This is a genomic window from Streptococcus sp. AM28-20 (genome assembly GCF_003603595.1).
GTDB lineage: Bacteria > Bacillota > Bacilli > Lactobacillales > Streptococcaceae > Streptococcus > Streptococcus ilei.
The window spans coordinates 314,144-336,701 of record NZ_QTNK01000001.1 but is presented as its reverse complement, the minus strand read 5'-3'; the positions used below and the strand labels follow the sequence as shown (position 1 = coordinate 336,701).

Annotated in this window: 17 protein-coding genes; 1 reads left to right on the top strand and 16 read right to left on the bottom strand. The window is 42.1% G+C overall.

The features are described from left to right. Position 1 precedes the first annotated feature (1 nt). Genes rnz through miaA form a run of 4 tightly spaced genes read right to left on the bottom strand, consistent with a single transcriptional unit; the run spans position 2 to position 3,673 of the window. Complete coding sequence (gene rnz, locus DW738_RS01715) at positions 2 to 931, bottom strand: ribonuclease Z (RefSeq protein WP_123160170.1); 930 nt, start codon at positions 929 to 931, stop codon at positions 2 to 4. A 10-nt stretch (positions 932 to 941) separates the two neighbouring features. Then, positions 942 to 1,559: a cystathionine beta-lyase gene (locus tag DW738_RS01710; protein WP_123160169.1), complete on the bottom strand. Its 618-nt coding sequence runs from the start codon at positions 1,557 to 1,559 to the stop codon at positions 942 to 944. Next, entirely contained in the window at positions 1,546 to 2,796 is a 1,251-nt protein-coding gene (gene hflX, locus DW738_RS01705; RefSeq protein ID WP_023022938.1) for a GTPase HflX, read from the bottom strand. The genes DW738_RS01710 and hflX overlap by 14 nt, the downstream gene beginning before the upstream one ends. Then, a complete protein-coding gene (gene miaA / locus DW738_RS01700; protein WP_123160168.1) occupies positions 2,783 to 3,673 on the bottom strand; it encodes a tRNA (adenosine(37)-N6)-dimethylallyltransferase MiaA in 891 nt (296 codons plus the stop codon). Before miaA ends, hflX begins: the two co-directional genes overlap by 14 nt. Before the next feature lie 83 nt (positions 3,674 to 3,756). Here miaA and DW738_RS01695 point away from each other — a divergent pair, with 83 nt between their 5' ends. After that, positions 3,757 to 3,927 (top strand): DUF3042 family protein, encoded by a 171-nt coding sequence (locus tag DW738_RS01695; RefSeq protein ID WP_003002781.1) that lies wholly within the window; start codon positions 3,757 to 3,759, stop codon positions 3,925 to 3,927. Positions 3,928 to 3,973: 46 nt separating this feature from the next. On the opposite strand, the gene DW738_RS01690 is transcribed toward DW738_RS01695, so the two are convergent. The 12 genes from DW738_RS01690 to DW738_RS01635 all read right to left on the bottom strand — a co-directional run bounded on the left by DW738_RS01690 (position 3,974) and on the right by DW738_RS01635 (position 22,516). Further along, on the bottom strand, positions 3,974 to 5,899 hold the full coding sequence (locus tag DW738_RS01690) for an LPXTG cell wall anchor domain-containing protein (RefSeq protein WP_117744136.1): 1,926 nt from the start codon (positions 5,897 to 5,899) through the stop codon (positions 3,974 to 3,976). Positions 5,900 to 6,410: 511 nt separating this feature from the next. Then, positions 6,411 to 6,716 (bottom strand): DUF4298 domain-containing protein, encoded by a 306-nt coding sequence (locus DW738_RS01685; protein ID WP_117744135.1) that lies wholly within the window; start codon positions 6,714 to 6,716, stop codon positions 6,411 to 6,413. 2 nt (positions 6,717 to 6,718) lie between these two features. Further along, positions 6,719 to 10,396 (bottom strand): helicase-exonuclease AddAB subunit AddA, encoded by a 3,678-nt coding sequence (gene addA / locus DW738_RS01680; protein WP_123160167.1) that lies wholly within the window; start codon positions 10,394 to 10,396, stop codon positions 6,719 to 6,721. Next, on the bottom strand, positions 10,393 to 13,671 hold the full coding sequence (gene rexB / locus DW738_RS01675; RefSeq protein WP_123160166.1) for an ATP-dependent nuclease subunit B: 3,279 nt from the start codon (positions 13,669 to 13,671) through the stop codon (positions 10,393 to 10,395). The genes addA and rexB overlap by 4 nt, the downstream gene beginning before the upstream one ends. A gap of 405 nt (positions 13,672 to 14,076) precedes the next feature. Next, on the bottom strand, positions 14,077 to 14,841 hold the full coding sequence (locus DW738_RS01670) for a CPBP family intramembrane glutamic endopeptidase (RefSeq protein WP_123160165.1): 765 nt from the start codon (positions 14,839 to 14,841) through the stop codon (positions 14,077 to 14,079). Positions 14,842 to 15,158: 317 nt separating this feature from the next. Then, on the bottom strand, positions 15,159 to 16,841 hold the full coding sequence (locus DW738_RS01665) for an ABC transporter ATP-binding protein (RefSeq protein WP_123160164.1): 1,683 nt from the start codon (positions 16,839 to 16,841) through the stop codon (positions 15,159 to 15,161). A gap of 2 nt (positions 16,842 to 16,843) precedes the next feature. Then, positions 16,844 to 17,581, bottom strand: coding sequence for an ATP-binding cassette domain-containing protein (locus DW738_RS01660; RefSeq protein WP_123160163.1), 738 nt, complete (start codon positions 17,579 to 17,581; stop codon positions 16,844 to 16,846). Between the two features lie 136 nt (positions 17,582 to 17,717). Next, the gene (locus DW738_RS01655; RefSeq protein ID WP_123160162.1) at positions 17,718 to 18,458 is read right to left on the bottom strand and encodes a hypothetical protein; all 741 of its coding nucleotides are present in this window, start codon (positions 18,456 to 18,458) and stop codon (positions 17,718 to 17,720) included. Between the two features lie 270 nt (positions 18,459 to 18,728). After that, positions 18,729 to 19,364 (bottom strand): TetR/AcrR family transcriptional regulator, encoded by a 636-nt coding sequence (locus tag DW738_RS01650; RefSeq protein ID WP_123160161.1) that lies wholly within the window; start codon positions 19,362 to 19,364, stop codon positions 18,729 to 18,731. Between the two features lie 289 nt (positions 19,365 to 19,653). Beyond that, complete coding sequence (locus DW738_RS01645) at positions 19,654 to 20,328, bottom strand: TrkA family potassium uptake protein (RefSeq protein WP_123160160.1); 675 nt, start codon at positions 20,326 to 20,328, stop codon at positions 19,654 to 19,656. A 9-nt stretch (positions 20,329 to 20,337) separates the two neighbouring features. Next, the gene (locus tag DW738_RS01640) at positions 20,338 to 21,720 is read right to left on the bottom strand and encodes a potassium transporter TrkG (RefSeq protein WP_123160159.1); all 1,383 of its coding nucleotides are present in this window, start codon (positions 21,718 to 21,720) and stop codon (positions 20,338 to 20,340) included. 31 nt (positions 21,721 to 21,751) lie between these two features. Then, positions 21,752 to 22,516, bottom strand: a complete 765-nt coding sequence (locus DW738_RS01635; protein ID WP_123160158.1) for a nucleoside phosphorylase — start codon at positions 22,514 to 22,516, stop codon at positions 21,752 to 21,754. Positions 22,517 to 22,558 lie beyond the last annotated feature (42 nt).

Sequence of the window (22,558 nt, the reverse complement as noted above, 5' to 3'; positions counted from 1 at the left end):
CTTAGATCTCCACTTCTTCCAAGTCCTTGACCACATGGACCTTCTCAAACACAGTCGCAGCATCCTTGCGCAATTGGCTGACATCCTTGGAAAGGAAGCGGGCACTGATATGGTTGAGTAGAAGGCGTTTAGCCCCTGCTTCACGCGCCACTTCTGCTGCCTGCATATTGGTCGAGTGGCCGTGCTTACGAGCAATCTTCTCATCGCCCTTGCCATAGGTAGACTCATGCACGAGAACATCTGCATTGACGGCAAGTCTGACGCTGGCATTGGTCTTGCGGGTATCGCCCAGGATGGTGATGATCTTACCAGGTCGAGGGGCTGAGATATAATCCGCCGCAATGATCTTGGTGCCATCTTCCAGGGTAACATCCTGCCCATTTTTGACCTGGCCAAAGAGTGGTCCAAATGGAACCCCTGCTGCCTTGAGCTTGTCTGCGTCGAGGGTCCCCTCCAAATCCTTCTGCATGACCCGGTAGCCGACACAGAAAATGGTGTGGTCCAAGGCCTCGGCATAGACCGTGAACTTATCGGTCTCCATGATTTTCCCAAGTGAACCTTCATCGAACTCATGAAAATGGATCTTGTAAGGCAGGCGGGAACCAGAAACCCGAAGACTGGTCAAGACAAAGGACTTAATCCCGACCGGTCCATAAATCTCTAGATCAGTCTGCTCTTCATTGGCCTGAAAGGCGCGGCTAGATAGGAAACCTGGTAAGCCAAAGATATGGTCCCCGTGTAAGTGGGTGATAAAGATCTTGCTAACTTTTCGAGGACGGATGCTGGTTTCTAATATTCGGTTCTGCGTCCCTTCCCCACAGTCAAAGAGCCAAACTTCATTGATTTCATCCAGGAGTTTGAGGGCTAGACTAGAGACATTACGAGATTTGGACGGTTGTCCCGCACCCGTTCCTAAAAATTGAATTTCCATTGTATACTTTCTAACTAATATAGATCATAGCTGTCCGATTCTTCGATCGAACAGCGATTTTCCCAGGATAGGCAGTGGCTAATTGAACCAATTCGTCCTGGTTGTAACCAGATAGACGTATGGTCCCATCTGCCAGCTCTTCGAGATTCGACAAAGCTGACAATTCCTCGGTCTCGACTACCTCTTGTTCACTAACAAGGCGCATCAAGATCAAGCCTTCCTCTTCATAGACGAGGTAGTGAGGAAAGATTTGCGCGATCTCAAACAAAAGGTCCATGCTGACGGCTTCTGCTTGCTGGGCAAATACTTGAGCCAGTCCCTTCTCTCGGTAGCAAAAACCATAGGCCTTGCCCGAAAGATTGAGACGGACAAAGGGTTTCTCCTCCTCAAAGCTGGGATGTGTCTGATAGAGATCAAAGGCCTCAGTGACTTGTTCATAGTAGTCAGTTGCAGCTTCTGGGCTCTTTTTTTGGTAGAGCTCAGCGAAGTAGGCATTGATCACACTCGGTGGTGGTGTAATAAACTGGAGCTTCTGCTCCTCTGTCAATCCCGCCAAGATCCGATCTAAATAGACCTTGTCTAGACTGGTATAGCCTCCATAGCTGAGGGCGAGGTTAAGATAATCCATGATGATAAAACTCCTCTAGTCTCCATGCATTTTTCGGGGCGATGTAGCCTGTTAAGACCTCGCCAGTCTCCTCATAGGAACGCTCGGTCAGAATGGCCATGGTCTCCAACTCATGGATCCGGTAGGCTTGCTCAAAAGGTACTTGAATCGTAAAGGGCTGGAAGAGCTCTTGCATCTTTTCAAGTAGAATGTCCTGAAGTTTAGTCCGACTATCGGGATCCTTGGCTGAAACCAGGCGGTAAGGTGTCTGAGTCGGGGTAAAGTCCTCGACCTTGTCGGCCTTGTTGTAGAGGGTCAAGCGTGGAATATCCAGCATCTCCAAATCTTTCATAATCTGAAGGACTGTCTTTTCATGCTCTTCATGGTTGGGATCAGAGGCATCGATGACATGGACCAAGAGATCCACATTCTTACTTTCTTCTAGGGTTGACTTAAAGCTGGTCACCAGCTCTGTCGGCAAGTCCTGAATAAAGCCAACCGTATCTGTCAGGGTTACTTGTAGATTGCCTGTTAGATGAATACTCTTGGTTGTGGCATCCAAGGTCGCAAAGAGTTCATCTGCTTCGTACTGGGTCTTACTGGTCAAGGCATTCATAATGGTTGACTTCCCTGCATTGGTGTAGCCAATCAAGCCAATCTTAAAAACAGAGGATTCTAGGCGTTTTTCTCGAACCACTTCTCGGTTCTTCTCAACTACCTTGAGTTGACGCTCAATATCGGTGATTTGATTGCGGACACTCCGGCGGTTTAACTCCAGCTGACTTTCCCCTGGGCCACGGGAACCAATCCCTCCAGCCTGTCGGCTGAGCATAATCCCTTGACCCACAAGACGAGGCAAAAGGTACTTGAGTTGGGCCAGATGAACCTGGAGTTTGCCTTCATGGCTCCGAGCCCGCATGGCAAATATATCCAAGATGAGTTGCATCCGGTCGATAACCTTTACACCCAAAATTTCTTCTAAATTCACATTTTGTCGTGGGGTCAAACGGTTGTTAACGACAACTGTCGAAACCTCATCAGCATCAACCATTTGAGCAATTTCTTCTAGCTTTCCGGAGCCAACGAAGGTCTTACTGTCGTACTTCTCTCTCTTCTGAGTGTAGACACCGACTACTTCAGCTCCGGCTGTCTTGGCTAGACTGGCCAACTCCTCCATGGACATGTCAAAGTTTTCCATGTCTTGGAGTTCGACCCCGACAATGAGGACCCGCTCCTGTTTTTTCTCAGTTTCTATCATTTAAAAATCTTTCTATATCTTGAAGAACCCGCTCCTTGAAGCCTTCTTCTCCTATCTGGTAAAAATGGACCGTCATCCGATTGCGGAACCAGGTCAACTGGCGCTTGGCAAAGCGGCGCGTGTTTTGCTTGAGCTGCTCTAGAGCCTCTTCTAAACTTTGCTCTCCCTTAAAATAAGGAAAGAGCTCCTTGTAGCCAATCCCCTTAGCCGCCTGAACCTCAGGATGGTTATCATAGAGCCATTTAGCTTCTTCTAACAAGCCTTGCTCAACCATGAGATCCACCCGTCGGTTAATGCGGTCATACAAGGCTTGGCGATCATCGTCTAGACAGATCATATAGGTCTCATAGGCTGGAGCTTGATTTTCCAAGTCCTGACCGAAATGGGCGATCTCCAAAGCCCGCATGGCCCGTCTACGATTGATCTGCGGAATCTCCATTCCTTCTTTCGCTGCTAGCTCAAACAGTTCTTCGTCCGTAAGAGGAGACAATGACTCCCGATAGGCTAGGATATCTTCGTGGGCAACGTCCCCTCCTAGATGATAACCTTCTAGGAGACTTTGGACATAGAGACCTGTCCCTCCAGCAATAATGGGGAGATGGCCCCGTTCTTGAATCTCCTCGATGGCTTGGCTGGTTTCTTTGACAAAATCATAAGCCGAGTAGGTCTCTGTCACCTCACGGACATCGATCAGATGGTGGGGAGCCGCCGCCTGCTCTTCTGGACTAGCCTTGGCTGTCCCAATATCTAGTGTGCGGTAGACTTGCTGACTGTCCCCACTGATGACCTCGCCCTGAAAGCGCTGGGCCAACTCGATAGCGAGGGCTGTTTTTCCAACAGCGGTCGGCCCCACTATCACAATTATCTTATTTTTCATCGTTTTTCCTTGCAAAAATCGCATTTTTTCGTTACCATATATTATAACATAAAAATTTAAAGTTCTAAAAAGGAGAAATTCTCATGGCTAAAGGATTTGGTAAAGGTTTTGTTACTGGTGTTGCTGGTACTGTCGCTGCTGTAGCAGGTGCAGTTTACACTTTCAAGAAGAAAGTCATCGAGCCAGAAGAACAAAAAGCAGCTTTCATCGAAGAAAATCGTAAAAAAGCAGCACGCCGTCGTGTATCACACTAATCAATCAAAAAAACTCCGGGAAACCGGAGTTTTTTTTGTGTGCTTGTTAGTTGCTTCTTTTCAGTCTAAAAATGACTGATCCAACTATAAATGAAACAAGGCCTGAAATCATAGCAAATAAATGATTTACTGTACCAGTATTTGGTAATGACTTGTTTTGCTTACCTTGGACTTTCTGAACAGAAGAAGTTAAGCCTGAATTCGTATTATTAGGATATCCAGTTTTAGATTTCTCACCTACTACTGTACCATTGTTCTCTTTACGATCACTATTAGAAGTAGTTTGCTTATCTTTTGAAACATTAGAGTTTGAGTTTAAAGTTTTATCACTGGATGTGTTATTCAAATCAGTCTCTTTACTTGTTCCTTTTTGACTAGTCTGAGAACTTGATGTTACTTTTTCTTCAATAGGTTTAACTTCCGTTTTTCCTTTTTCTTTACTTTCACTTTTCTTCTCAGTTTCGTTATTTGTACCTTGTTCGCTATTTACTTTTTGTTCTTCTTTATTATTATTTTCTGGTTTCACCACTGATGGAGTCTCTCCAACTTTAATAATATAGGAGTCTGATAAATTACCTACTGTATCTTCTGTGAATACTTTAAAGACATCTCCTTTTTTTAATACTTGGGTTGATAAAATCCAATTTCCTTTACTATCAGGTTCAACTAAACGTTCTGTCCCATTAGGAAGTATTACATGAATGATTAAAACTTTTGATTTTTCATTTAGTGCATTTTCATCCGTTATATTATGATTAACTAATCCTCCAATTGTATTGTTTCCTTCTATGACATTATTTACCACTCCAATTTTTGGTGGAACAATATAAGCAGTAAATTCGTTTTTAAAAACTCCACCTGGAGATTTAAAAGTAATAACACCTTTTTCACCATTCTTAAGTGCATGTTCCGCTGGGATATTAAAGTTTATCCATCCAGCTTCGTCTGTTCTACCTTCTATTACATATCCATCAGGTAGTTCAAGTAATGAATACACATTTTTTGGAAAAGTAGTTGAGAACCCCATAAATTTTTGGCTTTTATCATTCCTTACAAATAAAGTACCACTTAATTCCTTTACACCACTATTCGAATTAGACTCATCATCAGAAAAGCCTTCAACTTCTATTTTTTTTGATTCAAATTTATTATTTTTTGAAACCCAGACCTCTGCTTTTCCTTCACCTTTATAAAAATAGTGTTCTTCAGGAATATTTATCGAATAATAACTATTATCCCCTGTTTCCGCAGATAATTTAGTACCATCTGGTAATAAAACATATACTGTAGAATTTGGATAGGTACGTCCTGATAATTGTTGATAATTGGGGCTAAACTGAATATTTTTTTCAACTTCTGGCGCTTCAACTTCTGATGCTATAATTTCTTTTTCTAAAGTATTACCTGCATTATCACTTGATATGATTTTAATCTTTTCTCCTGGACCGACATCAGGTAGTTCGAATTCCCATCTTCCTTCAGAATCAGTAGAAGTCTCCTTAGTATCTCCATTTGGTAAAATTATTTTAAATGTTGCATTTCCATCTCTATCATTGTAATTTGCTTCTCCATTGATAACTTTATCTCCTGCAATAAGATGAAAATCTGGAATACTTGGAGCTTCAGTATCTGCAACACCATCCGTATCATAACGTGAGTTTCCATCAGAATTAATTTTATAAATTGTAAACCTTTCATAATTCTTAAAAGCACTCTCACTTGGGATCTTCAATTCATAATTTCCTTCTCCATCGGATACAGTCTCTACCGTACCATCATAACCAATTCTTAATCTAGTATTTGGCGTTGTCTTACCTATAACTGACTGGCTACCATCTTTATGATTTTTAAATTGAACTGTGGTTTGGATAGATCCAGATTCTTCCGCGCCAACTTTACTAACTAACACTGGACCACATAGCATTAAGCTCACCAGTCCATAACCTAAAACCTTTTTAACTTTTTTGTTCATAAGAACCTCCCAAATAATACTACTACAAGTAGTGTTTTTAATAATTATATTCTACACTATATAGTTGTAATTGTAAACGCTTAATATATAAAGTTAGCACTTCGCAACTATATTACTGTTTTCTTCACTATCTTTTAATAATATTTTTCTTTCCGCAGTGACAAAAGTACCTGAAACAGAATCTGTTTCAGGTACTCAGAATTATTGAGAGTAAAACAGTTTAGGAAACTGTTTTAGCCTGAGCCCAGAAATGAAAGAGCGAAGGGGCTCAAAACGAATTGAACACGGGCTAAGAATCGTGTCAAAAAGATAAGTCTTCCTAGAATCTAAAGATTCTGCGTCAAACTTCCTATTTTGACTTTATCCGCGGACGCCCTTTGTATCTTGATTTAGTCATGGAACTTCCTTGATTGCTGAAATCATCCACTGGATAATTTCACCTAAGGAAAGTTTTTCAGAAGACTTTATCTTCAATCTGAAAACTCCGGGAAACCGGAGTTTTTTTGTGTTCTTATCGTTCTTTTAACATCTTGGTCGCAAGGTCTAGCATCTCCACTGCCTTTTGGTAATGCTCGTCCAACAAATCGTAGACGGCATCTTCGGATAAGACACCACAGTAGACCTCTTCAGGAAAGTCTGGCTGATTAGACAGTTCGACATCGTCCATATAGACCTGGCTAGTGTAGTAATCGCGAAGGGCGATATAGCTAGACTGGCCTGCTTCTACTCGTCGCAAACATGCTTCAAGCTCTTCGATTAAACCTTGGTAGGCGTTGAGATGGCCTTCCATCTCTTGGATTCGTTCGATAGGAGTCATGATTAATCCTTTCTATCTGCTAGAGAAACGACCTGCAATTGCTCGCCTCCTAGTAAGATTAAATACGATTCGATGCAGTCTATACCATACGAACGACGGAGGGCTTCTGCGTAGAGTTCCAGTTGGGCTTGGTAACGATCTAGCAGGTCCTGAGGGTTGCGGTAACGGTCTGTCTTGTAGTCAAAGAGAAGAATCCGATCTTCTAGAAGCAGGTAGCCGTCCAAGATCCCCCGGACCACAAAGTCCTGGCCACTAGCTGGATCTGTCTTGAGCATGGCAAAGGGCGCTTCACGATGGACCTTGTCGGACTCTTTTAGCAAGAGTTGGCCCAAGTCAGTCTGGAAGAAGGCTAAGACCTTCTTGAGGTCGATTCGCTTCTTGACAGCTGGGCTGGCATTGACCTCTTGGAGAATCATTGCTAGGCTCTCCATTGTTGGCATCATCGTCAATGGAATCCGTTGCATTAGTTCATGCAGGGCACTACCGACTGCTGCCCCTGTCACAGCTTCTTCCTTGCCAAAGTTTGGAAACTCAAAACTTGGTAATGGAACGTCCGCTTTTTCCATGAGATCCACTCCTTCGATATCTTGGATGGGTTCATAGAATTTTTTGATTTGACTTGGGGTCCGCACACTAGGCAGTTGGATAGCTGCTTGGTACTGCGTGTTGAGCCGGTCCACAGATTCTAAGACATCCAGAGCACGGCGAATCTCTTCTGATTGGCGGTTGTCCTTCAGGTCATCGACTGGGAGGGACGTCTTCAACTCCAAGTGGCCGATTTGCTCCGGCGTCAAGTCTTGGTCGGTCACAAAGCGGGTCCGATAGGCTAAGTGTTGCTGGGCAAAGACTGCCTGAATGGCATAGAGCCAGTCTTGGAAACAATTGATCTCCTTCCGAAGAGCTGGGCTCAAGCGTCCATTGACACTGGCTCCCCATTTTCTCTCTTCCAGCTTATCCTGCCGGCCCTTACCGACAAGATAAAGCTTACGCTCTGCCCGGGTCATAGCGACATAGAGGAGACGCATCTGCTCCGACAAGGCTGCCAGACGAATTTCCTCGACATTTCGCTGGTAAGGCAGGGTCTCAATGACCAATCGAACCGCCTCAGGAAGTCCCTCTTGATCAGACTCGACAGGAAGATTCGCAATATACTTGATGCCCACCCCATTTTTCCGACTGATAACGGCATTGGTAGACAGTTCTTTGCCGACAAACTTTTTATCGGTGTTGAGGATAAAGACATAGGGGAACTCAAGTCCCTTGCTCTTATGGATGGTCATGAGTTGGACAGCATCCTTAGGAACTGCCTGGGCAACATTGGCCAAGTCGTGCTGGTTTTCCAAGATCTTATCAATCATGGAGATAAAGCGAGGCAATCCCTTGAAACTAGAACTTTCGAAGTCATTTGCCCGAATAGTCAAGGCATAGAGATTGGCCTGCCGTTGGGCACCATTTGGCAGGGCACCCACATAATCATAGTAGTGGCGATCCTGGTAAATCTTCCAAAGCAGGTCATAGAGAGAATGCGTCTGGGCATAGTCACGCCAGCCATCCAGTGTCTCCATAAAGCGAGTGAGTTTCTCTCTTAAGCTTGAATCGATCAACTGAGGAGCACTTCCAGTCTGGTCTAAAGCATGCTGCAGTTTCTCATAGAGATTTTCTGCTTTCTTGCCTTCAACTCCCTGTAAAGCTAAGCGAGCTAACTGGTCCTCGTCAAATTCAAACATGGCTGATTTCATGAGGGCCACCAAGGGATAGTCCTGTAAGGGATTGTTAATGGTCCGGAGGGTATCCAAGAGGACCATGACCTCAACAGACTGGAGGTAGTTTTCCTCTCCCCCGTCCGCAACGATAGGAATTTGATAGGCTTCAAAGGCTGAAAGCACCTTGTCGTTACGGGTCCGTGAAGCCGTCAAAAGCGTGATATCTTTGAAAGGTACCCCTTCTTCATTGTGGAGGCGGATGATCTCCTTGATGACCAAAAGGACTTCACCTGAGGATAGGCTATCCCCTTCTTGCGCCTCTTCTTCACTTGTTTCAGCTGCGTCCTGACTCCCATCATAGAGCAGGAACTCCGTCTCATAAGCTGGTGTCGGCTCTTTCTTTTCCGGATTGCCCGCAATCAAGCGATGGCTCTGGTCATAGAGGATCTCTCCAACTTCCTCATCCATGAGGCGTTCAAAGACATGGTTGGTCGCTTCTAAGACCTCTACATGGCTACGGAAATTCTCCTTGAGCAGGATCAATTTGCCATCTGCCCCTTCTTCTTGGTAGGCCTTAAACTTGTCATTAAAAATCTGAGGATCAGCCTGACGGAAGCGGTAGATAGACTGCTTGATATCTCCCACCATGAAGCGGTTGTGGCCATTAGACAAGAGCTCCAACATCCGCTCTTGAGTGTGGTTGGTATCCTGGTACTCATCGACCATGACCTCATGGTAGCGCTCCTGATAGAGACTGCGGATATGAGGAAATTCTTCAAGAATCTGGATGGCAAAATGACTGATGTCGCCAAATTCAAAGGCATTTTCCTGCTTCTTGCGCTCCAAATAGGCAATCGAGAAAGCTTGGACAAAATCCCTGAGCAAGACTAGCAAAGGCAAGGGTTCATCCTTGAAGCGAATCTGATAGGTTAGTTGGTAGTGCTGGGAAGCTGCTGCCCGCAAGGCTTCGATGCGTTCTTTGCGTTCGTCATTAAAGGCAGTCGCTAGCTCTTTCAGGTCTTCTTTTCGTGTCGTGATGGTCAGACTTCGTCCGCCGCTGGCACGGGAGATCAAGGTCACCCGCTCCAAGACCTCAAAAATCGCTTCCTGGCTGGATTTCTCATTGAGACGAGCAATCAGGTCTTGAATAGCGGTGACATTTTCTTGGTACTTGGCCCCTGAAAATGCTTGTCCTTCATTAGCCAGATGGAAGGTTAAGAAAGATTCTAATTCAAAGAGTTGCTCTTTTACCTCTTGGGCTAACTGATCCAAGGCTTCATCATAGTCCAGATCCTGATAGCCTTTGAGGAAGGACTCCTCCAACCAGGCGAGAGGATCCGCAGTGGATTGCAAGAAGTCTACTAGGGCGTAGACCTGATCCTTAAAACCTGCTAGCGACTTGCCCTTTCCTGTAAAGTTCATAACCAAGCGACTAAAGAGGCGTTCAGGCCCTTGCTCCTCATAAAACTGCTCAAAGACTTGCTCGAAGCAGTCATTCTTGAGTAAGGACTGCTCACTTGCACTTTGGAGGATACGGAAGGTCGGCGAGAGGCCTAATAAATAGCCATATTTGGAGACCAGCCGCTGCGTGAAGGCATCCATGGTCCCGATATCACTAGTTGGTAATTCTGCAATTTGCTGGGCCAGGTGGTGCTTGAGCTCCTCATCCTTGGTAGCCTTGAGGCTCTTCTCCAACTCCTTTTCCAAGCGTTCCTTGAGCTCAGTCGCTGCCTTGACCGTAAAGGTTGAGATAAACAATTGCTGGATGGAAATCCCTCGGTGCAATTGATCCAGGATCCGTTGGACCATGACGAAAGTCTTCCCAGAACCGGCCGAAGCTGAGACTAGGATATTGGTTCCAGACGAATAGATGGCTTCTATCTGTTCTGGCGTCCGCTTTGGTTCCTTATCAGACCGGGCCTCTTGGACTTGGAGGTCTTGAATCTGACCGGGACTTAAAAATTCAATTGGTTTCATTGATTCAATTCCTCCTTCATTTTTTCTATCCAGGCCTGACGGAGCTTGTCACCAACTGGGCGTTTGTCATAGCGACTTGGGTCCAGTTTCTCCAAGAAGCGGGCTTGTCCTAAGTGGAGATTGGCTTCAAATCCCGTAATCGATTTATATTGTTCTACATACGGAGCAATGCTTCGACCATTTTCAGTATAAGGGTTGATAGCAAATTCACCCGACAAGATGCCCTCGGCTGCTTGTTGATAGAGATGAGCATTGTAGAGCAAGAGCAGGTCTAGCTCCTCTTGACTCAGCAACATGGCCTTGTTTTTCTCATAGCTCTCCCCTAGTTGGCTAGCCTGGTCTGCCAAGAAGAGTCCCTTGTATTGTTGGGATTTTAGAACCGCTTGGACAGCATCATCGACCGCCTTGGTATCCTTGAGAGGCACCAAGGGATCCGTCATCTGCAAGTACATAGCTCCAAAAATCCCCTTGTCAGGATCAAAAACCTTAAAGTCTTTGATAGCAGACAGATAGGTTGGCAACTGGGAGTTGAGTCCATTAAAGAACTTCTCAAAATTAAACTTAGTCTCGCTAGACTTGTAGTCCACCACTCCCAAGGCTCCTGTATTAGAGAGACGGTCAATCCGATCGACCTTGCCCTTGACCAAGAGCGGACGACCATCCTCAAGGGTTAAGAAGGGACGATCTTCTCGGCCAAAGAGAGCTTCTTCCCCAATGGTTTCTATGCTGTCATTGTGAGCGAGGACACGACCAGTCGCCCGAGCTGTATCCAGGAGCAATTCTTTTGAAAAAGCAGCCATGGCATTCTCCTGATATAGGAGGGCAAACTCTGTCTCCTGGCTGGTTTCGCGAATGGCCTTGTTCAAGCGCTCATCAAAATCCCCTTCTGAAGGATCTTTCAGCACACGTTCAAAAATTCGATGCAAGAAATTCCCATGGCTTCTAGCATCTGGACGCAAGTGCCACTCCTCCTGCAAGCCTAGGACATAGTGAAGATAATAGCTGTATTGGTTTTGGTAGTAGGTGTTGAGAGCTGAAGCAGATAAAGACAGGGCCTGCCCCTTTGGATAAAGGACTTCCAGCGTCTCATCCTCTAAGACCTTGGTCGTCAAGCTTTGGCTAATTTGCGGGATATGCAAGCCTTCTGAAGCTAATTTCTTCCGAAGAATGCGAATGGCAACTGCCCAGAAGGTCGCTTCTTCCTTGCTCAACTCCTGGTCAATTTCTCCCTGGTGCAATTCAATCAGTCGAGCTAAGAGGGCCTGGTAAGACCCCATATCTTCACTAGAGGCCCTTGCCTTCTTCTCAATGACGGGTAGAGCAAGCGGTGCCTTGGTCAGCTCGAACAAGTAAGGGGACATCTTATCGTCCACCTCATTGACAAGAATAGGGCTGGATAAGACCAGCTGTTTGGTGGCCGCATTGAAGAGAGATAGGGCGACGAAGCGATTCTTCCGTAAGTTGTCCTGACTGGCAATTTGGAGATTAGCCTGTTGGTCTGAAGCTTGGTTCAGGACCTGACGCTCCTCATCCGTCAGCAAGGATTGGTCCTTGGCAATCTTAGGGAAACGCTCCTGGGTCAAGCCAATGGCATAGACATAAGGAGCTGATAAGGGCTCAATCAAATCATAGGACTGGACTGTCACCACATCCACTGTCGCTGGGACCGTTCGATAACTTGCCAACAAGATCCCTGACAAGAGAAGGCTAAGAAAATCATCTAAGGTCACCTTGATTTGATCAAAGACCTGGGCAAATTGTTCTAGCACATGGCTAAAGGACTTCCATACCTGGTCATAGCGTTCCATTTCCTGTTCAGAGCCACGACTGGCTAACTGTTGCATGTTTTGCGCCAACTGGGCATCTTGACAAAACTGGGCAAACTTTTTCAGTAGCCCCTGGCTGGTCTGGCTCTTGGTCTTGTAAAAATCCTGAAGGGGACCGATGACCTGCTGGCGAATCTGGTTGAGACGCTCTAGGTCAAATTTGTCATGGTGATTGGCTGTAAAGTCACGAGAAAAGGCAGCTAAACCCTTGATTTCTGCAAAGCGAACATATTGTTCAAAATGGTCGATGTCCTCTCGCGTTAGCGCCCCATAGAGCCCCGTCTTCAAGAGATTGACCACATCCTCGGTCAAAAACCGATAGCGACGAAGACGGTCCAAGGATTCCACCCATTGGACCAGGGGATGCTGGGACATGGACTCACTCTTTCCAAGATAAAAGGGAATCTGGTACTGGTCAAAGATGGTTTTGAGCTGGAGCTGATAAGCATCCACATCCCCCAAGAGGACTCGAATATCTTTGTAACGAGCTCCCTCATACAGACGCTGGCGAATGGAGCGGGCTACAGCCTCTAATTCTTCCTTTTGATGGTTACAGGTCCAAATCTCTACTGCTTCTCGATCTTGATCAAACAGCTCACCCTCTACCTCTGTAAAGTCATAACGAGCTTCCAAGATCCGCATCATACGACTAAAGGCATCCTCTTTTCCTTGACCGACATAGCTTGGCGTGACCTGGTAGGTCCTAGCCAAGTCTAGCAGGAAGTCGACACTTGCCTGGTAGAGGTTTCCTTCACGAAAGGTCGAGCGATAGGCTTTCTCACTGGCGTATGCCCCAATAATGATCTCGACGCCCTTGTCGTGCAGTAAATGAACCAGGTAGTCCTCCTCGGCTGAGAAACGCGTAAAACCGTCAATTACTAGGGCCAAGTCTTTCAACTCCTCATCCAAATCTCCCTTGATAAGATGAGAGGCAAAACTAGCCAACTTAGACTCAGACTCAAAAGAACCTGCAACTAACTGGTCTTGAACAGCCTTCAAGATATGGATCAAGTCTTCTCTCTTCTCCTGATCTGGCAAGGCATCCAAGTCGGATGCTGTCATCTGGGCTGTCTGCAACTCATGAAAGAGCTGGATCAATTGTTGGATAAACTGGGGATCCTTCTTAAGACGGGCATAAACCTTGAGCTCTTCATCCGGCATCTGAGAAAGCACCTTAAAAAAGAGCATGCCAAGACCGATATCATCGAGCGACTGCTGCTGGTGACTTTCATTGAGTGTAAAATAGCGTGCCATCTGAGCAAAGCGCGTAATGGTGATGGCAAAAGAAGCCTTCTGGTCTATGAGTTGCAAGACTTTGTGCTCCTTCTCAAAAGATAGAGAGTTGGGCGCGATATAAAAGACCCGCTTCCCTTCTTCAACCAAGCGATTGGCTTCATCTACCAAGACCTGGGTTAAAGGCGTTCGAATATCTGTATAGACTAATTTCATAATGTACTGATTCCTGTAAAATGATAGTTCTATTATACCATCTTTGTGCCTTTTCTACAGGGATTTTCCCATCATTCAGGAGATTCAAAGCAGATAAAAAAACCAGACAAAATGTCCAGTTTTAATGTAGACTAACTATTTTTTTCATAAAATGGTTAGATAATTTTTTAAAGTCTTTATATATTTTTGAGTCATTAAAACAGAACTAAAACTTTCCGCCGTGAGAAAAGTTCCTGAAACGCAATTGTTTCAGGAACTCGGAATTATTGAGACCTTAGGCTCAATAATTAGTCATGGAACTTCTACGAAGTTCGCTGACGTCCGTACTCACCTTAGGAAAGTTTTTAAGAAGACTTTATCTTAAATATGAAACCGGACAAAACGTCCAGTTTTTCAACTATTTTTTTAAGTTTCCCAGTTGATTAAAAGATAGAGTATGCTAGAGCCAAACATATCTGCTAAAGCATGCATGAGGAAAAATGGTAAGAGGTTTTTGATCACCTTCTTGTAAAGAACATAGTAGAAGAGTCCATAGATCACTCCGATGACCACTGCCCAAAGCAAACCTTGGTAGGTATGGAAGGAAATCCGAATCAAGGTCGAATAAGCTAGCGCCCACCACTTGTACTTCTGATTAACAGATGTCATGACTCCTAAGAAGAAGAACTCTTCGTAGAAGCCATTGAGCAAGGCATAAGCAATTGCCATGGGACTAAGCGCTAAGAACTTGTGGATAATCTGCATGGGATCGATATAAGCGAGGAGATTGATATTGAAGTAATCATACTCTCCACTCACCGTTGTCACGATATCCCCAAACAGACCAACGATGGCAAAAATAAAGGGTACCCAAAAGAGGACGGACCATTTAAAACGAATCGGAAGCTGTTTAAAATCAAAATTCCGTAGAAGCAAGTAGGTCAAAGCAAGAGCTAATAAGATGATTTGCAAGGTGAAGTTGCTAGAGTATGCTGCGCCATCCGTCGCTGTATTGGCAGTCGTTTCAGTAGTTGCGGTAACGGTTTGAGCAACTGGTTGAAGACTGGCAAGGAAGAGTTCTGTAGACCATACAATAAACTGCCCAAACATGATCGCAGTTACAATGGCGATATCATACCACTTGAGCTCTTTTAAGGGCTTCTCTGGTCGTATAAACTTACGAATGTTCATCATTTATCCTTCTATTCCCACAAGGGAAGTATTTCTAATGATTCTACTATATAAGAAATAGCTTAAAATAACTTTAATTTTTAGATAGTAATAAATTTTTTTAATAAAAACCTGCTGTTATTTCAACATGAAGAGAAATTTCCTTACTAACTTTCCTTGTATGAGTACGGACATCAGCGAACTTCTTCGAAGTTCCATGACTTAGTTTTGAACCTATTTATATTTTCTCACTTTTTTCAAAAAGGTAAGCGGGATAGAATTTTCTATGTAGAGCTCATCCGATTTAGTATTATTGATATTTGAAAAATATATTATCACTACACACTCAACTCAACCAATTTATAAAATTCACCTTTCCTATCCATCAAGTTACCAAAAGAACCAGATTCAACAATAACGCCATTTTTCATAAAAAGAATTCTATCGTATTTTTTCAAAATGTTCTCATTCAACTTGTGCGTTACTACAAGTGCAGTCAAATTGTGAATATCCAAGATTGAACTTTCAATTTCAGTAGTTACTTGATTATCTAAAGATGAAGTAGCCTCATCCAATAATAATATTGGTGTTTTTCGAATCAAGGCACGCGCAATACTAACTCTTTGTTTTTGTCCGCCAGATAAATTTGATCCATTCTCTCCACATAAAGCTTGTAGACCAGATTCATTTTCTAAAACATAACTTTCTAAACCTGACTGCTGTACAGCTTGCTTTATTTCCTCATCAGTGAAGGATTGATTAAGAGTAATATTTGCTCTTAAAGTATCATCAAAGATATAAACATCTTGCTGAACAATCGTCATCAAGTTATAAAGACTCTCTGCTGAAATAGCTTGTATATCTTGATTATCAATTGAAATATGTCCACTTGTTACATCATAAAAACGCAGCAATAAATTGAGCAAAGTTGATTTTCCACTCCCTGACATTCCTACAATTGCAATTTTTTCCCCTTTTTGAATCTTCAAAGATAAATGATTAAAAATCTTTTCTTCATTATTAGGATAAGAAAAATCTATATTTGAAAAAGAAATAACATCATCGAAATATTCTTTCGTTTTACCAGTTTGAAGTTCGATTACATCTTTTACCTCAAATGCATCTAGTGTTGCCTGACCTTCACGGAATTTACTTATTCCCATACCAACTTCATTTAGTGGCATTACTACAAAATTGACCAGTTGAACAATAGCTGTTACACTTCCAATTGTGGTATAGCCATTAAAAACAAGATACATTCCTCCACCAAAGGCTACTAAAAAAACAATCATCCCCGAAAGCTGCGAAATAACATTAGCTAAAACATCAAATTTTCCTTTCATAAAATATATCTCATCCAATTTTTCGCTTTCATTTCTGTAATCTTGACGGATAGCCTCTTTCACATTAAAACTTTTTATAACTAGAAACCCTGCTAAAATATCTTTAACCTTAGCTAAATACTTCTGATCGGCAATCATAGCACTCTTTTGAAGATAAGCTGATTTTTGTCCAATGAATCCAGAAATCATCATTGGTATAATACTAGCAATGATAACCAATAAGGTCAAATACCAATTACCTATAAACATAGCTAGGAGCGAAAAAATCATTAAGGAAAGGTTTTTTGAAATATTAAAATACTGGTGTAAATAATCTTGCTCAATTTTCTTCATATTTTCGGTTAATACAGAAATAAATTTCCCTGATTTTTCTTTAGAAAAGTCTCTATAATCCCTATCTAAAATAGATTGGAACACCTTATTTTTGTATCTTGACATGATTTGCCTAACAAGTTTATTTTTCAATCGAAGAGATATAAAGTTGAGCCCTGCATATATGAAAATAACAATAGCCCCTACTAGTACTGCTTGAGTTAAGGCTTCTTTATTTTGGGACATGCCACTATCAATAATACCTTTAATAGAATAAGCAAAAGCAATATTAGTTAAAGGGACCAGTATATTAAATATCATGAAAGCATAAAAAGCCTTCTGATGGTTCTTTATCAATTGTTTCATCCTTAATCTACCTCATAATTCTTAATTTCATTTAGAAAATGTGACATAAAATATTCTTCTAAGTCAATATTCTCTCTCCTAATTTCTTTCATAGAGACCTGTTCAACAATTTTTCCATTTTTGATAAAACCAATTTTATCTGCTATCTGTGAAATTTCCGATAATATATGACTCGATATTAGTATTGTAATTCCATGCTCCTTAGAAAGCGATAACAAAAGATTTCGAATTTCTTGAATTCCTATTGGATCTAAACCATTGATTGGCTCATCTAAAATTAACAATTTAGGTTTTGTTAGAAAGGCACGAGCTAAACCAAGCCTTTGCCTCATTCCCAACGAAAAATCTTTTACTTTTTTAGTCGTATTTTTTAATCCGACCATTCTTAAGGCAATTATTATATCTGATTCAATAATATTTTTCCCCATATACTGAGCGTGAATTTCCAAAATTTCTTTTGCAGTGCAGTTATCATAAAAAATTGGTGATTCAATAATACTTCCAATCTGACTTAGGATTTCTTCTCTGTGTTCTTGTAGATTTTTCCCAAAAATTTCAATACTACCTGATGTAATTGTTGATAAGGATAACATACATTTCATTAACGTTGTTTTTCCAGCACCATTCGGTCCTAAAAAACCATAGATTTCTCCTTCAGCAATTTGAAGGTTGATACCACTTAAAATTTCTTCTTTATCAATTGTTTTAAAAACTTCTTTTATTTCAACAATATTTCTCATTTCTATCTCTCTTTCTATATCTAGCTTTAAATGCAAGAATTTTTCTCCCGGAGCATAAATACCAACTTATACAGTCTCTTTTTTTTATAGAAATCATCAAGGAATTATAACTTTCCTTCGATTAAACTCAACTATGCTACTTGATATTAATATCTTTTCTTGAAATAGTATTAATTGAAAAGGAAACAATCATTAAACTTATAAAACTAGCAAATATTAAGAAGAACAAGTTATCAACAAAATTATTAGTTATACTGCCTGTACTGACATTCGAAAGTAATGCCGCTAAACCAAGTCCTGTAAGCATTGTTATAGCTATTGAATGCTTAATCATACCAAAAACAAATGGTAGTAACCCTATTAGTACTGTTGCAAACGATATTGCAGCTAAGTTAATTAATTGACTAGCTAAAGGGATATAACTAGATTCAGTTACAACAGCCATGAATCTAATGAATAATTGAATAACTAAATGTGCAAAAAAATGAGCAATAAATGCTATTAGAATGACTGAAATAATTTTTCCCCATAGTAACTTTATTTTAGAAATAGGGTAAGAAAACAACTGAAAAATTGTTCTTCGTTTAAATTCATCAATAATAATCGTAGATAATAAATAAGATTCGAAAATCAAAAATGCTGCTTTTGTAAATAAAGATGAAAACAATGAAGCTACAATTGCCCAACCTTCCCATTTACCAGTAATTCTAATAACAATAGATTCCTGTCCAGTGAATTCTCCTAGTTTATTGTCAGTACCTAATCCCATAATAATGATTCCTGTAATACCTAACACTATAGATATAGTACACAACCAGGCTAAAAATAATTTAGATTTAGAAACTTTATTTAATTCAATTTTAATAAGCGACAACATAGATTCTTTCCTCCAAAGTGTAAATAAAGAGTAAACTATTCAAACTAATCTCAACAAATATTTAAAAATTAGCTTATTTTTCAGACAATGACACTATACATACTATCGGTATGTATATACTAAAAACAAACATACCTTCGGTATGTATAATAGATTTTTAATAACATACTTAAAGTATGTTATTTTTTAATTATAAATTATGTAAGATAATTTATTGAATTGATAATACATAAATAGAAATTAGTATTAACAAGAATGTCATGCGACTACTTATTTACATTTTTTTAGGTGATCAAATAAGTTGAAAATCACCTCCATCATTTCATCAGAAATTAACTGTACCCCTAGACCTTCAAAGGTAAGTTTAATGAAATTCATTTTACGCTTTAATTCTACTAATGAAAAAGCGGAAATTTGAAAACCAATCCAAATATTTAGAGATAAAACAATTAAATCTGCTAGCTCTTCTGGATATTCTATTTTAATAGATCCATCTTCAACTCCTTCGTAAACTTTTTCTCTAATTTCGGGTAAAAAATCAGAAAATAGACCTAGATACTGCTCTCCTAACAAACGTGGACTTCTTAGCATGATTGAGGCAGAGTAAACGAGCCTTTGGTGATCAAAATTAGAGAAAGAGTCCATCAAAGAATTTTGTATCTTTTCTAATCCAGTATTTCCTCTCCAATTATAATTTAAAATTTCTTGATTATTTTCGCTAATGATTGTTTGCAGTATATCATATTTAGACTCAAAATGATGATAGATAACACCTTTTGTTAATCCACCTAAGCCATCTATGATATCTTGTATTGACGTATTATCAAATCCTTTTTCTAAAAATAAATCTTTCGAAACTTCTAGTATTTTTTTTCTAGTTTCATGTGAGTTTCTATTTCTTGCCATTATAACTCTTCCTTATCATACTAATGGTATGTTTTTTATTATAATCTAACAAATTAATGTTGTCAATTTTTTGTTGTTTCCAATAATATTTTGGAAATTTTATAAAACCAAAGAGGCTGGGACAAAAGTCCTAGCCTCTTAATTGTTTTTGGATTGTCGAGCAAGACGCAGTGGTTGAGTGGGCTCTACTACGCTGATTTCATCAGCTTTTACAGCCTTACTCAACTGTGCGGAGGTGGGACGACGAAATCGAATTCTAACGAATGATCGATTTCTGTCCCACTCTCTCTTAGTTCCTTTCCTCTAAGAGGTCCTGGATTCTATCCAGATATTGGTTGTCTGTTACCGCCATCACGCGCACGCCTTCTGGCCAGATAAAATCGGGACTAATCTGAATCTGAAGTGGTTGGTCTTCCGCATTTCGATAACCAATAATATTGAGATGGTACTCCTCTCTGACTGCCAAGTCTTGAAGGCTTTTGCCTACCCAGCTAGCTGGGACTGTAAACTCAGCTACCACCACTTCTTCATCCAACTGAAAAACTTCAATCCCATGTTGGAAGAGAATCATCTTAGCTAGGGACATCCCCGCTTCTACTTCTGGTAGGATAACCAAATCAGCCCCAATTTTCTCAAGGACTTCTTTGGTCACTTCATTTTTGACCTTGGCAATGACGTGCTCGACGCCAAGGGCCTTACAGTGCATGACAGCCAGCACGCTGGACTCCAGGTTTTCCCCCGTCGCGATAACGACCGTGTCACAATTCCCAATATCTGCCGCATCCAGGAGGTCCAAGTCTGTAATATCCCCGACAATTCCAGTTGTAATCATGGATTCATACTGGTTGATCACATCCTCGTGATCATCAATTGCTATAATATCCACATCCTGGTCCTGCAGCGTTTTCAGAACACTCTGTCCAAAAATTCCTAATCCTAAAATTCCAATGGTTCGATTTGCCATAAGTCTCTCCTATCCGATAATGATGTCTGCCTTGGCATACTGCAAGGTATCTACTTTCTTGGCTTGGTAATTGTTCAAGCTGACCATGAGGGTCAAGGGACCGATCCGCCCAATAAACATGAGGACCATGATAATGCCTAGTCCCGCTCCATTTAAGGTCGAGGTTACATTGGCGGTCACTCCCACTGTCGCTAGAGCGGATACCACCTCAAAGACCAAATAAATAAAGCGTTGGCCATCCGGCGTCACCAAACAGATTCCTAATAGCCCCACTAAGAAGGTCAACTGGAATATCACCGCTGTCCCAAAGGAACGTTGAACAAGGTCTGGTGAAATTGTTCGTTTCCCTAAGTTGGTATGTGGTAGCCCCAATAGTTCCTTCCGAGCCAGGAGCAAGAGGACCAGGAAGGTGGTGATTTTCATGCCCCCTGCTGTCCCGCCTGGTGCTCCACCTAGAAACATTTGCAAGAGATAGATGAAGAGTGTCACTGGCCGGACTGCTGTATAATCTAAGGAGGCAAAACCAGCTGTCCGCATGCTGACGGTTTGGAAAAAGCTGACTAAGATCTTGTCTCCCAAGGGGAGAGACCCAATGGTTGCCGGATTATCAAACTCGGTCAAGAGACTGGTTACTGTCCCAAAGAGGAGGATCGCAGCTGTTAACCAGAGAACCACCTTGGTATGGAAGCGTAAGGTCCGCCGTCCTGATTGATTGCGGGCCTTGGTGGCCAGGTCAAACCAAACCATAAAGCCCAAGCCCCCAGTAATAATCAGGGCAGACAAGGTCAGGTTCACCAGCCAATCGGTCTGGAAACTCATCATACTATCGCCCCCAAAATTATCAAAGCCCGCATTACAAAAAGCCGAAACCGCGACAAAGATGGAGTTAAAGATTCCATGGCCCCAGCCAAAGCGAGGAATGAAGCGAATCATGAGGAGCAAGGCCCCCAGTCCTTCGATGGTAAAGGTGGTAATGAAAATAGAACGGACAAAACGAGCCAAGCTCTGGTTATTACTAAAGCCAAAGCTATCCCGAATGGTCTGCCGGTCCTTGTAGCTGAGCTTTTGACGGCTTTCCATAAAGAAGAGACCGATAAAGGTCAAGATCCCTAGGCCACCAATCTGAATCAAGAGCATACAGATCAACTGCCCCCAGGCATTATAGGTCGAAGCCACTGACTGGGTAAAGAGCCCCGTTACACAGACCATGGAGACTGCTGTAAACAGGTGGTCGATATAGCCTGCTGTTGAGCTTGCTTGCTGGACAAAAGGCAGACTCAATAAGAAAGAGCCGATCAAGATAACCAAGGCAAAGCTGAGAAAGATTCGCCTTGCCGGAGACAGGCTTTTAATCTTAGACTGCCATTGTTTAAAAAATAATTTGACTAACATAGCTTCATTGTATCATAAAAAGTGAATAGACCTACAAGTGATGAACCATTTCTAGGCATAATTCTAAGGCTTTCTCAAATGCTTCAGACCCCCAGTCACGCTGGTCATAATTTTCCAGGTCTGCAAGAGAATCTGCGGTAAATAGGAGCAAGCCCCAAACCGCATCACGAAGCTGGGCTACTGCTGCAAGTGAGGCGCACTCCATCTCCACCACACTACACCCTTCTTCCATGCGATAGGCTACCTTGTCGGGCGTTTCTCTAAAAAAGCCGTCCGTCGACCAAGTCATGACCTCTTGATAGGGAATGGACGCTTGTTTTAGAACCGTTTCAATGGCAGTCAGTGCTCGACGATCCACTTCTATATACCGAGAAGGCGCCACATAATGGTAACTAGCTCCCTCATCTCGCAAGGCCTTGGTCGGAATCAAAAAGGCATTTTCTTCCATGTCCACCAAGACGCCACAGCTACCTGCTGAAATAATCTTCTTCACCCCATAGCCAATCAACCAATCCATGAATTGGGCAGCAGGGGCAGATCCAACTGGCGCTTGGGCCAAGCAGATTTCCTCTCCTTGGTGCTCCATGACATAAACCGGATAGGTCTTGGTAGCTGAGACAAAGCTATCTACTTGTTTGGCTCCGACAACTTTCGCGAAGCGATCAATCTCATCCTCTAAGAAAGCATAAACGCATTTTTCAGGCAAGTGCACATCGAGCCCCTCATGGGTCGGCATAATGACTGCCTGTGGGTTATCGTCAAACTCTAAAATAGGAATTTCATGCTTATGGATCATCCGCTACCTCCAAACTTGTTTGTAACATTATATAAGTCCATC